A 14,142-nucleotide genomic window follows, 5' to 3' on the forward strand; every position below is an offset into this window, starting at 1 on the left:
TTCATTACCTCCAGGGCTCTATTTATACGAGATATTCAATGAATATCGTTTTGTCTACTTGTTTCAATGAAACCGTAATGCGGTCTCCGCTTTTCATTTCCAATGCACGCGTCGCATCCACTGCTCGTCCCGATTTCTCAATTGTGCAGGAGGAACCATTTTGCAGAACGATACGATCATTGCTTCCCGGCTTGAAAATGACCTTGTCGGTTTCCTTCAGCTCAGGCGCTAGCTGCAACAGCTGGTGAAGCTGCAATTTGCCTTTGAAGGCTGTCAGCTTCTTGTACTGCGGCGACGTTTTGTCACCTGTATTCTCATCTCGAATTTCAATGACGAGTTGGCCAACAAACCCACGGTTCGCTTGTTTCAGCACTCTTAATATAAAGTAAGCTGCTGCAAGCAATGCCGCTAGACCTATAACGCCAATTACAACAGGTACAACCGGGAACGGCTTCTCTTCTTTATCTGCCTCCGGCTTTGGCGTCTGCCCCGTTGTTCCCGCCTTTGCCGAAATTTTAACCGCATCGGTCTCTCGGAAAAAGCTTTTCTCTTTGGCCTTCACTATAATCTCATAGTCATGCTTCTCAGGTATTTTGTAGGAGCCTGCAAAATGGTCGCCCGCATTCTCCATCGGTATTTCCTCGGTTTTGCCCGTGTCTAAGTCTTTAACGAGTAAAACCGCGCTCATGTTGCTGTACTGGGAGGTGTCTTCCAGTTTTTTTCCGCCGCTTACGAGATAAGAATTGATTGTCACCTTGTCGCCCTTGGAATAGGCCGCTTTGGCTAGTGGATCCATAGCAAGACTTAAGTCATAGTTGAAAATAAGATTAATGTCGATTTTATCGCGATTCACGCCTTTGATTTGAAGCGTCCAGTCGCCTTCCGACGGCTTTAACAGCTTCAGCAAGGAATAGCTCTTCGAGCTCGATAGCAAGACGTCATCCGAAGGAATAGGAATAGCGTTGCCAGATGGATCTACGAGCTTCGCCTCAACCGGCTTGCTCGACATAATCGAAATATTTGCTTCTAGTACATTCGAGTTGGGAACTGAAATTTTCACATCCTGATAGCTGCCGTTTGCCGTCAAAGAATCAACCGGTACGACGTTCAGCTCAAGATGGCTGGCAAAAATTTCACTCAAAATTCGCGGCAAATCGTCAGCCGAATCGGTCGCGAATGACTTCCCGCCGGTTATTTCCGATAGCTTAGCAAGCGCAGATTCATTTAGTTTCCCATTTGCATTTAGGCCAATTGTATAAATCGGAACGCCTTTATCATTCGCTTCTTTAAGCGCCTTGTCCATGTCCGCGTCGGACTGCGCCTGTGTTCTGCCGGATGCCTTATTAAAATCGTTATTGCCGTCAGCTAGCAAAATAATCATCGGCTCGTGATCTTGGTCAGCACCATCTTCCAAAATCTGTACCGCTTCCTTAACTCCGACAGAAACATCGGTATAGGCTCCGCGGTTTAACTGATCGATGAAGCCCTTCAGCTTCTCTTTATCCGAAGCAGACTGGATTTCCAGCAGCGCCTTCTCGCGTTGAATTTCATCGGTATAAGCCACAATGCCAACGCGGTCGCCTTGTGTCGGCAGCATATCAATGAACATCTTCATTGCTTCATTTCCAATTTTCCCTGGATCGCTTGTGCTCATTGAATTGCTGACATCCAGCACAAGTACTGCATCAATTTGCGAGTCGCCTTGCGCTGCATGCACGGTTTGGAAGCTGCTGAACGGCAGCAGCAAAATAGCAGAAACCATCATTAGCTGACATGATAAACGTTTTAATCTATTCATTTTGCTGTACTCCTTTGTAATGGGACAAACGGTTCTTCTTCGCTAGTCCAATAGTCACTGTTAGTCACTGCTACCAGTATGATGATATACTACAAAATAAGTATACCTGATAGATTTTGTTAAATCACTTTTATTGTAAGAAAGGAATAGGATATGGTTACCTACGTTTGTCTTGGACTATTGTTTCTTTTTGTCATCATCAAAGCAATGAGCTATCGTGCACAGCGGAGACGGGCGCCTTCTCCAGAACAGCTGAGCAAGCTTGTCCTTTCCATACTAAAAAGCAGCGGGCAGCGTGATCGCGAATGATGAAGAAGCTGCCGGTACTACTTAACCCTTATATTAAAACACGCTATCCTTATAATAAACTTAAAATTTGCCGAAGATGCAACCACTTTACAGTACTGGGTGATGCGCAGTGCCCCGTGTGCGGCAAATTTGCCCTAAAAAATGTTGAAGCTCAGGCAGCTTATAAGCTGAAGCTTAAGATGTGGAAAGAGCGGTTTTTTGCTTTGTTTATTATCATTGTCGGATTTGCAATGAGCGAATCAGCAATGCATTCCACTTTGATTGTTGCCGGAGGAATGCTGCTAGTCGCTCTATTATGGACGTTGCAGAAGCGGTCGACCCCTGCACTTTTGCTCCTGCAGCTGCAAAAAATATTTCAAAAAGAGGCATATACCCTCTCTGCAGGTCTAGTAAATGACCGAGAAACAGCTATTCAAGTGTTCCATAGCGGCGATAAACCGCTTGCGTATGAAATGCTGCGTGAAATTGGCGCGCTCGTCCATACCGACCAGCTTCGACTGGAGCAAATTTTGCTGCTTCAATCCTTTGTTTTGCGCAAGGATATGGATTTGATGCTGGACCCCTTGTTAATGGATCATTTTAATCCCGATCTCGTTGAATATATTGGCGAGCTTGCCAAAATCAGAAGAGATTTGCTGAAAGAAAATACATTCCGTTATGTTTTACTTCACGAGGCGCAGATTTTGAAAATGGAGCATGGCGAGAGCATTCTCGTTGGTGTTGCCGGTGCGGCGGTCAGGATGAAGCGATACATCACACTCTACCCCTATTTGCTGATGCGCTATGCACGAAAGCTTCCTAAAGACCGTTTCTTGCGGCTTTATCAAATGCTTCAAAGCAGTCCGCACGCAGGCGCCAGCCCTTTATATCAAGAAGTAATGGAAATCTATAATGAACGTTACAAATGGGACGAGGATTTCAAGCGTACGAGCAAGGAAACAGACCTGCAAACAGATCGAAACTAAATAAGCAAATTAGAGAAATAATGAATAAAGGCAAACAGTCACTTTAACAAAAGTGATCGTTTGCCTTTTTTATGTGAATGAATGATTAGAGTCTTTAGGCAAAAATCAAAGCTTGTTCTCAGCTATGCTCAGACACTGTTTTCTTTAAAGGAATAACCATACTCCAAGTGTTCCCTTCAAAATCCCAAGGCTGAGTCCCGTTTCCGGTTGCCAGAAATAAATGGGTTGGCTTGCCATCATGGAACAACAAATTAGGACGCTCGATGTTCGCTTGAACCGTCCTCGTGCCATCATCCCACAGGACATCTCTTGTATACGCCTTAGGATCATTTGAAATATCCCAGTGCAAGCAATCGGTGCTTGTTGCATAGATGCCCGCTCCCCAATCGCCAGTGACACCGCCCGAATCGTTTTTAAAATCATCTTTAATTAAAATATGAAATTTCCCATCCTCCCACCACAGAAACGGATCTTCGACGTGGAAGTCTGGATTGTCAAACTGAAAAATCGGTTCCTCCTGCAAACGGGTATACGGACCTTCTGGACGAGGAGCACGGGCAACGCCTAATTGCAAGGTAGAGCCCGCATACTCTCTCGACTTATAAATCATATACGTCGTTCCGTCCGGCAATATAGCTGCTGATGGATTGGTTGTAATCGTACAATCCCAATGCCCAGGCGCTCTTGGCTCTAACAAAGGGGCATCTGGACGCTCCCACGGTCCAAATATAGATATCGAAGTGGCTAACCCAATTCTTTTTCGATTCCAAACCTCGACATCTCTTTCTTGACTTATTTTCTCTCCCACTGCTGGGATAGGCCCTCCATAAGTCGTTCCAAAATAGTAAAGATAGTACGTTCCGTTCCAATATTTCACCGACGGATTATGTTGATTCAAAGCGTCAAAATAACTGCGCTCTCTTCGCTCAAATATAACTTCGGCAAAAGTATAAGGCCCCTCAGGCGTTTCGCTAACTGCTCTAACAATCTCGCAGTTGAACAGCCACTGCGCAGCAAAGCCATATTCCTTAGGCCACCTTGAAGCAAACATATGATATTTTCCATCCTCGCCTTGCACAACTGAGCCGCACCAAATATAATAGCCATCCATTTTAAATCCACCGTTCTTCGGTGCCGGCAATAGATTTTCATATATGCGATTTCCCATGATCATTCTCCTCGTCGATTAATGAGTCGATTTCGAATATTGCAGGGTGAATCTATCCACGTTTACCCATTGGCACAGGATCAGGCTGTTTAACAAATTTCAGCGCCAATGCTACGAAGAGGAGCTCTGCCGTCATGCCGATCGATTGTGCCCATGCCCCTATTGTCCCGTTCCATTCTGGCGCGAGCCCAATGCCGATTAGAAGTGTGATGAAGGTAAAGCTGAGATTGGCAATTTGAGAACCAAAGATCAGCTTCGTTTGCCCTCTCACAAACACGATTCCATTCATGACATCGAGCCAAGGCATAACGAGCGCGAACAACACAAAGGCTTGCAATACTCGTATGCTCTCAGCCTGCAGCCGTCCATGAACGCCGATCACATGCTCTAGTAAAAATACGCCTGCGGGTGTATATACTATCAATCCCATTAATATAGCAGGAATAAAACCAAGCATTAATATAAACTTTCGGACAGCTAAAGGATCGACACGATAAAAGTTAATCACAATTTGATGGAAATAACTGAAAAAGCTGCTGAGAAGCATAACTAAACTAGCCGCAATAGCAAACGATGAAATGGCTAGCTGCGCATCCCATGTTTTCCCAAGCATCGCATTAATCGCCGGTCCGATCCATACGGATATAAACGAGGAAAACAGTAAGGGCCGATAAAAAGAAAATACATGATGCTTGTTTTCAACAGGGTGATTGTCCAGCTTTTCGGGCATTTTGCGCACCAGTAAACGTCCTTCTGAATAGCTGACAGCTGCTTCGATCATCATGCCGAATAAGAAAATAATTGCTCCAACAACCCCGCTGGTAACGCCTGTATGTATAAAATAAAGCGAAAGCGCATACATTCCTGCCAGTCTAATCGCCATGCCAATGGTTAACCATTTCGTACGCAGATTGTAAATAATGACACCATGGTAGAGACAACGAATGCCAGAGAACAAGCTTACGAACATCAATACCTTATACACTCGAATAACATCATGGACATTGTCTTCACTAACCCCGAACACTCCCTTGAAAATAAGTGTTCCAACCGGAGTATAGCTGATTATAAAACCTAATAGCATAATGCTGGCAAACACAAGCTGTGCAACGGTAAGCGTCGATTTAAACGACCGTTTGTCGCGAACGAGTGTGGAGCAGGTTTGCCGCAGCAGCACGGCTGGCCTCTCTGTAATAGCAAGCAAGCTCATCGCAATGGCATAGCTGGCAATGATGCTCTCAGGGTTAGCCGCTCGGCTTAAGGTACTATTGATAATGACATGTGAAATCGTAACTAAGCTTGCCGAAATGCCTAACGGGAGAAAAAAAGACCAAAGCTTTTTCATGCTTACTGCTTGCTTCTGTGGCTCTGATAATGATAGGTTCATAGCTGCTTCTCCTTGCCATATCGTAAAAAAGTGTAGGCGTCCTCCTCCCGGAAAAGATACCGAGAAGCGGCCGCCGAACGTATTTGAACTTTCAAACGTCTCAGGAGCAGATTCCGTTATCGTCATCGAATCATGTTTGATTCATGTGAAACGCACTTTTTAAGTATAACTGGTATTTCTTCCCGATTCACCTTCTTTTTTGGTTGAAAGGATTCATTTGTTGTTTTCATATACGATAAATATATTTCTTTTATCCTTTTCCACAAGAGAAAAGCATGTTGCTGAGTGCAACATGCTTAAGCTTAATATCTTGAACAATCTATTCCTATGCTATAGCAGACGACCTCAAGTTATTTTCCTCAACATCCGAAACACATGCGCAATTGGTGCAGGTCCCTTCACGGCAACTTCAGGCAGCTGCACGGAAATCCCTTCGTTCTCATGTGTCCAGTTCAGCTTTCCTTCCATTCCGAGCAGCTCAATCGACTCCAGCAAGCCTTCATAAGGAATAAAGACCGTCTCTGATACTAGAGTATCATCTGATGGATAGTGGTTGGCACAATAAACATAATCTCCTTTTTGCGTGAACGCTTGACTGYCTGTATAGTAAGGCGCGCAAATGCGAGTACCATAAATCGCTTCACCGTTCACCTTCAGCCAAGCACCCAGTTCCTTCATACGATGGATAGCTCCTTCGGGAAGCCTGCCATCAGGCTGCGGAGCTACATTTAACGCGAGATTGCCGCCCTTAGCTACAACCTCAAGCAAAATCTTCACGATTTGGCGCGTCGGTTTATATTTATCTTCATATCGGAAAGAGAAGGACGTCCCCATCGTAATGCAGCTCTCCCAAGGGATATTCATCGCCTCAGTCGGAATGGTCTGCTCAGGAGTAACATAGTTTTCATACGGTCCGCCTACTGTGCGATCTGCCGAGAGCAGCCATGGCTGCTGCTCCCTTGCTTTCTCCACAATCTCGCCAAGGCGAATGTCCTGACCGCTTCGAAGCGGCTTTACCCAGCCGGCGTCAAGCCATAGGACATCTATTCGGCCATATTGCGTCAATAACTCAGTAATTTGCTCGTGTGTAAAATCGACAAACTTGTTCCACAGCTCAGGATGCTCCTGCGGGTCGTAAGTAGGCCCACGCCGCGTATTAGTAAGACTTCGCTCCATATCCGGTGCCCAGTAATAAGGCGTATGCCAATCTGCTTTCGAGAAATAGGCGGCGATAGACAACCCTTTCGCGCGGAATGCATCAAATACATGACGGCAAATATCGGCATATTTATGCGTATGAAACGGTGTCTGTTCATCAGTGATGCGATAATCCGTCGTTTTTGTGTCCCACATGCAATATCCGTCATGATGCTTCGTCGTAAAAATGAGGTATTTGAAACCTCCCTCCTCCGCTAGATCTGCCCATACGTCTGGCTGAAAGCGAATCGGATTAAACGTCTTATTTAAATCAAAATATTGCTGCTTGAATGCTTCGCCATCCTTCTCCCAGTCAATGCCTTCACGCGACCAATCCTGATCCTCGTCGCTTAGCGCCCAAGACTCTACAACTCCTAGCTGGGAATAAGGTCCCCAGTGCATCATAAGTGCGAGCTTCTGATCCTTAAACCATTCCAATCGCTCAAGCGTAACTGGATTATCAGGCCGTATCCAATCACGCTCGCTGCTAAAATTATGCACGCCTTCATGAAGCTCTTGCTCTTCTGTTTCTTCTAGCACGTTATCACTGGATAGTTCGCTCATTGCTGCAAAGCCTCCTCCATTCGGTTATTAAGAATTGCCCAATGCATTTTGATAAATTTCAATGTATTTGCCAAGCTGCAAGCCGTCAAAACCTTTTACATAAGCATCCCATTCCTTGCTGATGTCTTTGGAGCCCGTAATAAACTGTGCCATATTGGATTTTGTATAATCAATAATCGTTGTTTTGAGCTGAGCAGCGATTTCCGCATCATCTTGCGCAATGAATACGCCGTTTGGATACATTTCTTTGGAATGGAATGATTCATATTTTTTCGATTCCGTATTCAAACGTGTTCCATATCCACCGTCTGCTAGCGGGTCCTGAATAGCCATCCAAGAGGAACGGTATGCATAGGTACGAAGTGAAGGGCCAATTTGCTCCCAGCCATCATTATGCGTTTGCTTGCTCTCCCGTTGAATATAAGCATACTTAGCCTGCTTGCCATCAATATCTAATTCGCCGTCCTCTGCCTTGCGCCAGCCTTGCCCTTCAGGGCCATTCTCTTGCAGCACAATCGCTTCCTCCGTGAACAAATAATCGGCTAGTCTGATCGCAGCGATCTGTTGATCTGCGGTCGCCTTATTCGTAATCGCAAATTGCGATTTGYTAATGCCCGCGAAGTTAAGCGTTTGCTGTACGCCACTTGGTCCTTTCAGCGGAGGCAGCGTCACATAATCCTTGTGCCTAGGCTGAGTTTCCGACATATTATAGCCATAGCTTATAAGCGCGGTTGTCACAGCTCCCATAATGTTATCCGGCTCGCGGTTCGCCAGCTGTTGAATCGCATCCGCATTTTGTGTGAAGGCTGCCGGGTCGATCAACCCTTCCTTGTACAGCTTGTTCAAGTATTCAAGCCCTTGCTTCCATTCATCCTTGTTAGCTACAAAGTCGACTTTGCTATCTTTAACTGATAAGAAGGTGCCGGCATTTTTCTCGGTATAATCATCTACTATAAACGCATTCATCAAGAAAGCGGATACGTTGCCAGCCCACATTTCATCGGACCCTGTAAGCGGAAGCTCATCCTTCTTTCCGTTTCCGTTCGGATCTTGTTCCTTAAATGCCTTCATGACCTGATAGAACTCCTCCGTTGTTGTAGGCAGCTGGAGTCCAAGCTTGTCAAGCCAAGCCTTGTTGATCCAAAGCTTCAAAGCATTATCGCAGTGGTAGCATTCATTGACTTGCGGCAGCGCATAGATGTTTCCATCTGGAGCTGTAATAGAAGACTTCATATATGGAATATCTGCTAGAGCTTTTTTTATATTAGGAGCGTACTTATCGATTAATTCATTCAAAGGAAGGAATACGCCTTGCTTCCCATACTTCATTTGCTCTTCTCTTGTAAGATTAGCTTGCAAAATGACTTCCGGATAATCACCGCTCGCGAGCATCAGCTGTTTGCGGTCCTCAAGCGCATTGCTTGGAACGAGATCCCATGCAATCTTAATGTTCGTTTTTTCTTCCAAAAACTTCGTGTACGTATTCGTCTCCATGTTCTCGATCGTAGGAAGCTGAGGAGCAAACATCTTAAGCGTCATCTGCTTATTCACAATGGGATACGTACCTACAGCTGTAAAAAGATCCTCTTGCACAGCATTTGTTTCTTTTTGTCCTGTTTCCTCTGTTTTGCCATTGCCGGATTTCCCCGTATCCTTGCTGCAAGCAGCTAGAATAACAACACAGCTAAGTACGACACACATTAAGATTGCACTGGATTTTTTCCATCCTTTTCTCATAAAACCGACTCCTCCTTGTTATATCCTAGTCAATCCTAGCAGCATGCTGTAACGTTTGTAACTGAATGATTGCCTCGGCCCCAAAGGCAACCCATCCCCCCTCCAAAAGAAATCCTCCTACTCATCCCTTCAAGGAACCAATCATGACGCCTTTGACAAAATACTTCTGAACAAAAGGATAGATGATGAGTACAGGTCCGCTAGCAACAACTATCAATGAATATTTCAATAAATCCTTTAGTCCCTGCTGAGCAAGCATCTGATTCGCATTGGAAATCATCGACGCATCCACCGTATTTAGAATTAGAATATTACGCAATACGATTTGCAKGGGAAACAATTCCTGGGATCGCAGAAATATGAGTGCATCGAAATATGCATTCCAATGTCCTACTGCATACATCAGCATCATAACGGCCAAGATTGGTTTCGAGAGCGGGAGTACGATGCTGAAAATAAACCGAATGTCGCTGCAGCCATCGAGGTCCGCCGCCTCGGACAGCTCCTCAGGAATACTGGTCTGGAAGAAGGTTCGTGCTATGATGACTTGGAATACGGCAAGAGCTCCCGGCAAAATCATAGCCCATCTTGTATCCAGCAGATGCAATTGTTTGACAACCAAATAATACGGAATCAACCCGCCCTCAAACATCATCGTGATAACAAGAAGAACCATGAAAAAATTTCTTCCATAAAACGTTTTCCTCGCTAACGGATAAGCAAGCATGACCGTCAGAATAACATTAATGATCGTTCCGACTACTGTATAGAACAATGAATTCATAAATCCAGTGCCGATCTGCGGATTGTTGAATACCGCCTTGTAGCCATCGAGCGTGAAATGGACCGGGAACAGCCATACCTTGCCGGAGACGACAGCCTGCGGCGAACTAAAGGAAGAGCTTAAAATATAGAGAAGCGGCAGAAGCACCACTAATAGAACCACAGTCAGAAAAGCATAAATGAATGCCATGAATAAACGATCTCCGTTTGATTCTCGAATGGTAACGTTTTTTTTCATAAAGTCTCCCTTCTGCCTCAATTACCACAGACTATTATTTGAAATTTTTCTAGCGATATAGTTGACGACAATCAGCAATGTTAAATTAATAACGGAGTTGAAAACTCCGATTGCTGCTGAGAAGCTGAAGCTCGAACCCAGCAAGCCCACTTTATACACATAAGTAGAAATGACTTCTGAGGTCGCTAGGTTAAGCGGATTTTGCATTAAATAAATTTTCTCAAAACCGAGTTTCATCAGATTGCCTAAATTAAGAATAAGAAGAATGACGGATACCGGAATTAAACTAGGGATATCGACATTAATAATTTTTTGTATTCTCGATGCCCCATCAACCCTTGCCGCTTCATACAGCTCAGGATTGACGCCAGCTAATGCCGCAATATAGATAATGGCCCCGTAACCGGTATGCTGCCACACATCCGACCAGACATAGATGGATTTGAATAATGAAGGAATACCCATAAAGTTTGTGTTTTCCACGCCAAGCATTTGGAACAATTTGCTGACGATCCCCACGTTTGGGGTCAAGTTGACAATTAAGATCGATACCATAATGACCGTTGATATAAAGTAAGGTGCATAAGAAACCAGCTGTACACTTTTCTTGAATAGTCCATTGCGCACTTCATTAAGCGCAAGCGCAAGGATGATTGGGGCTGGAAAGCCGACTAACAAGCCATAGAAGCTAATGCCAAGCGTATTTTTCATATAGAGCCAAAAATTTGGTGATTCGAAAAACTGCTTGAAATATTTTAGCCCGATCCACTCGCTTCCAAAGATGCCCTTAATGACGTTGTAATCTTTGAACGCGATCACGATGCCAGCCATGGGGACATATTTGAATATAATGAGATAAGCAATCGGCAATAAAATGACGATATACAATTGCCAGTGGCGAGCCATTTTGCGTAGAGGCCCATACCTTCTTGCTGGATGTGCAAAGGCCTGCGGAACGGAATGCCATTCATGATTAACTTTGGACAAGGGCTAGCCTCCTTTAACATTCTCATTTTTGGTTGCGCTTTCATGTGATCATTTTATAAGCTGCCCTCACCATGCAACAAGATACATTAATTGCTCGCTTAACCTTTTTCGCATCGCTGCTCCATAAGAAACGGCAGCACCTTATACTATCGGTGCTGCCGTCCCTATAGCATCCATTTTTCGATAAAAGAACTAACATAATTCTTGCGCTTAACGATTTTCAACACCATGTATATTCAGCCATTTTGCTGCTTCAGCGTCTCTGAACGGTATTCGCCTGGCGAGCATCCAACCACTTTCTTGAACACTCTCGTAAACGAAATCGCACTTGTGTAGCCAACCTCTTCCGCAATATCCTGAACCGTCCTCCGTGTCTCTTTCAAAAGCCGCTTCGCTTCATTCAGCCGAATATCAATTAAGAAATCAATGAACTTCTGGCCTGTTGTTTCTTTGAACAGCTTGCTCACATATTTGGCATTCATATCATATTTCTCGCTTAAATATTCAAGCGACATATTCGGATTTACATATTCCTCTTCAATAACTCTCCGCATCTCCTGAATAATGCCGGCATGCTGACCGCTATATCGCATATCTGCAAGCGTATGCTCAAGCTCTGTCATTTTACCGATGATCGCCTCGTGCATATTTTCCAGAGAATGGCAGTTATCCAATTTCCCCGTTAGAACCGGCAGTGCTTCGCTTTCCCATACGAGATTAAATTCCTTGCCGAGAGCAGACAGCTCGCGTCCCAAACTATAAAGCAAGTAATTAATAACATTCATAATCTCGTCCTTAGTGAGCAAGCCTTGCTTCATCTGGCTGAACAAATCGTCTAATTCTGCTCTCCAGCTCGCTTCTGATTTGCGGAAGGCATAAACAGCCGATCTAATCATCCCAAGATAAGCGTATACTTCAACTTGGCCTTGACTCATCATATCCTCGCGTGTAATAAGGCGATTTTCGCCAAGCACCATTTTGTAATTAAGTGCTTCCAAAGCCTGTTGAAACGACTTTGCGATTTCAGAATGCTGCAAGGCTGGATCACCGATTCCTATACTAATCGTGAACTTCATATTTTGTTCAATCCAAGCCCGAATGCTGTCACATAGCTGAACTAGCATTGCAGCAGGAGCATTCCCGCTCTCAAATAAAATAACACTGAGACGAGAAGAGGCTGTCCATTCTGCCCAGCACGCGTATCCGAAGCGTGACGATTGCTCATAAGTAATACTTCGCAGAGCGAATTTCAACAAATTTTGATCGTTTCGCGAATAACTGCTGCAAAACTCTCCGTACTTATCCAGTTCCATGACAATAAGCGTATGGCGATCCGCAGGCGCGGGAAGCTGCAGCCGCTGCGCTTCGCGCTGCCATTCCCCAAGCGTCAGCTCCGCTCCAGCCTCAATAAGCTGATGGAATAGATTACGTGTCCGTAAATGAAGATCTTCCTTATATTGCTGCTGATATTGCCTTGCCTGCTCTGTTAAATTATCAAGTGCGGATTCGATAAAGACAAACTCGTTAATCCTGCCCGATCCGATATTTTTCCCACTTTCTGCCAGCGCTAATTTATATCCGCTGAAGCGTGACACAATTTGTTCTACCGGCTTCGCATTTCGCCTTGATATATAAATCATCCATACGAGACCTGCAATGATCATCAGGAGCCCGATTACAAACCATACGTTATAGAGCAACGATACCGTTTGAATAAACGTACCTTGCACAAAACCGCTTATATAAGACCAATTTGAATAACTCGATTTATAATTTGCATAAACGCGCATAGAATCTACAGGTTCTGCCGCATTGAGCAATTCATTGCCCGCTCCGTCTTTGATGCGAATGAAGCTGACTTCCGAATTGTAAAGCTCATGAACTAAACGCTCCAAAGAATCCGTTGCGACATTGACAACGATCATACCTTTTTCACCCGTCATGAATGGAGCACCTCTCACGAGGCTGACAACATCCTTGCTCTCCAATAACGTAAATTGCTTAAATGCCCGCTTATCCGTCCATTTCTGAGAGATCGTATTGCGATATTGCTCGATAAAAGCTTTGTCTGGATAGGTGTCGATATGTCCGCCCGTCGCATTACTTAGCACAACCTGATCTTCATAGCGAACCAGATAGACAGAATCAATGAGCGGATAATAAGAAATCATATCGTTCATTTTCATGACGGCGCTAATGTTAATATAAGGGTCACCATTCTCGTTGCTGTTGAAAAAATCGATAAGTGACTTGTTGTTAATCGATTCCTTCATCACCATGTTATCTATCGCTCGCAAGGACGTGTCGATTAACCTCATCGCTTGCAAAGACAACATGCTGTTAGCATTAATAGCTTCTTTCCGACCCTGCTCACTAATTAATTGAAAAAACACAAAAAAAGTGAAGGTAACTACGATAATAAATATCGGCATATAGGAAAGAAGCAGCCGATTAAACCACGATTTGCTCATCATTAGCCCTCACCCTTTTCTCTGATGATTAGCGCCGTTTTCTTGTTTATAAACAGCCGCCCTTTACCTGAAGTTTCAAAGCCATGCAACGAACACATAAACTTTCTCTGCAAAAGCACACTGTAATTATTTCCCGGGTGATGTAAACCAAAGAAACCCCGATACCGTTTCCGTATCGAGGCATGGCAGCCTCTTCAGGAGCAATGCCCTCTTCTCATGTGCAGGCCGTGCGAGTTTGGTTTTATTTATCTTAGGCGGTTGCGCTGGTAAGATCAATAAACCGTTTTCAACTTCCTGCATTGTTTTCGCCAAAACAGCCGCTTGCCAACACGATTAACGCTGCTTTCTTTACAATCGGCCATAGGATTAAAAAGCACCATATCCAAAAGCACGCAGCCGGCTTTAGATATAGTGCACGCTTATTGTATTGTTCGTGCGACAAGGATTTCATCTATGCAATCGGGCAGGCAAGCCCGAGCGATCACTCCATTTAGTATGGTGGATTATACCCCATTTGCCAATGCTCTATTTTGACTAA

Annotated in this window: 10 protein-coding genes; 2 read left to right on the plus strand and 8 right to left on the minus strand. The window is 44.5% G+C overall.

What is annotated here, in order from left to right; translation table 11 throughout:
- Positions 1-22 precede the first annotated feature (22 nt).
- Positions 23-1,798: a vWA domain-containing protein gene (locus AC1DPK_RS02350; protein WP_477509157.1), complete on the minus strand. Its 1,776-nt coding sequence runs from the start codon at positions 1,796-1,798 to the stop codon at positions 23-25.
- A 153-nt stretch (positions 1,799-1,951) separates the two neighbouring features.
- Between AC1DPK_RS02350 and AC1DPK_RS02355 the strand changes: the two genes are divergently transcribed.
- Together AC1DPK_RS02355 and AC1DPK_RS02360 are read left to right on the plus strand one after the other, a co-directional pair.
- A complete protein-coding gene (locus tag AC1DPK_RS02355) occupies positions 1,952-2,107 on the plus strand; it encodes a hypothetical protein (protein ID WP_179089849.1) in 156 nt (51 codons plus the stop codon).
- On the plus strand, positions 2,104-3,072 hold the full coding sequence (locus tag AC1DPK_RS02360; RefSeq protein WP_477509158.1) for a hypothetical protein: 969 nt from the start codon (positions 2,104-2,106) through the stop codon (positions 3,070-3,072). Before AC1DPK_RS02355 ends, AC1DPK_RS02360 begins: the two co-directional genes overlap by 4 nt.
- Positions 3,073-3,190: 118 nt before the next feature.
- Here AC1DPK_RS02360 and AC1DPK_RS02365 read toward each other — a convergent pair whose 3' ends face one another.
- The 7 genes from AC1DPK_RS02365 to AC1DPK_RS02395 form a co-directional block, all read right to left on the minus strand.
- Positions 3,191-4,240, minus strand: coding sequence for a glycoside hydrolase family protein (locus AC1DPK_RS02365; protein WP_477509159.1), 1,050 nt, complete (start codon positions 4,238-4,240; stop codon positions 3,191-3,193).
- 52 nt (positions 4,241-4,292) lie between these two features.
- Positions 4,293-5,627, minus strand: coding sequence for a multi antimicrobial extrusion protein MatE (locus AC1DPK_RS02370; protein ID WP_477509160.1), 1,335 nt, complete (start codon positions 5,625-5,627; stop codon positions 4,293-4,295).
- A gap of 345 nt (positions 5,628-5,972) precedes the next feature.
- Complete coding sequence (locus AC1DPK_RS02375) at positions 5,973-7,388, minus strand: alpha-L-fucosidase (protein WP_477509161.1); 1,416 nt, start codon at positions 7,386-7,388, stop codon at positions 5,973-5,975.
- Between the two features lie 27 nt (positions 7,389-7,415).
- Positions 7,416-9,125 carry an ABC transporter substrate-binding protein gene (locus tag AC1DPK_RS02380; RefSeq protein ID WP_477509162.1) on the minus strand — a complete coding sequence of 570 codons (1,710 nt, stop codon included), beginning with the start codon at positions 9,123-9,125 and terminating at the stop codon, positions 7,416-7,418.
- A 121-nt stretch (positions 9,126-9,246) separates the two neighbouring features.
- Entirely contained in the window at positions 9,247-10,146 is a 900-nt protein-coding gene (locus tag AC1DPK_RS02385) for a carbohydrate ABC transporter permease (RefSeq protein ID WP_477509163.1), read from the minus strand.
- Between the two features lie 21 nt (positions 10,147-10,167).
- Entirely contained in the window at positions 10,168-11,052 is an 885-nt protein-coding gene (locus AC1DPK_RS02390; protein WP_477509326.1) for an ABC transporter permease, read from the minus strand.
- A gap of 317 nt (positions 11,053-11,369) precedes the next feature.
- Positions 11,370-13,607 (minus strand): helix-turn-helix domain-containing protein, encoded by a 2,238-nt coding sequence (locus AC1DPK_RS02395; protein WP_477509164.1) that lies wholly within the window; start codon positions 13,605-13,607, stop codon positions 11,370-11,372.
- Between the last annotated feature and the right edge of the window lie 535 nt (positions 13,608-14,142).

The organism is Paenibacillus sp. 01T424, assembly GCF_056398745.1.

What these genes read in the sequence shown, in the direction of transcription:
- AC1DPK_RS02350 (WP_477509157.1), bottom strand. Translation starts at nt 1,798, where the DNA reads ATGAATAGATTAAAACGTTTATCATGTCAGCTAATGATGGTTTCTGCT.
- AC1DPK_RS02370 (WP_477509160.1), bottom strand. Translation starts at nt 5,627, where the DNA reads ATGAACCTATCATTATCAGAGCCACAGAAGCAAGCAGTAAGCATGAAA.
- AC1DPK_RS02365 (WP_477509159.1), bottom strand. Translation starts at nt 4,240, where the DNA reads ATGGGAAATCGCATATATGAAAATCTATTGCCGGCACCGAAGAACGGT.
- AC1DPK_RS02395 (WP_477509164.1), bottom strand. Translation starts at nt 13,607, where the DNA reads ATGATGAGCAAATCGTGGTTTAATCGGCTGCTTCTTTCCTATATGCCG.
- AC1DPK_RS02360 (WP_477509158.1), top strand. Translation starts at nt 2,104, where the DNA reads ATGATGAAGAAGCTGCCGGTACTACTTAACCCTTATATTAAAACACGC.
- AC1DPK_RS02390 (WP_477509326.1), bottom strand. Translation starts at nt 11,052, where the DNA reads ATGGCTCGCCACTGGCAATTGTATATCGTCATTTTATTGCCGATTGCT.
- AC1DPK_RS02355 (WP_179089849.1), top strand. Translation starts at nt 1,952, where the DNA reads ATGGTTACCTACGTTTGTCTTGGACTATTGTTTCTTTTTGTCATCATC.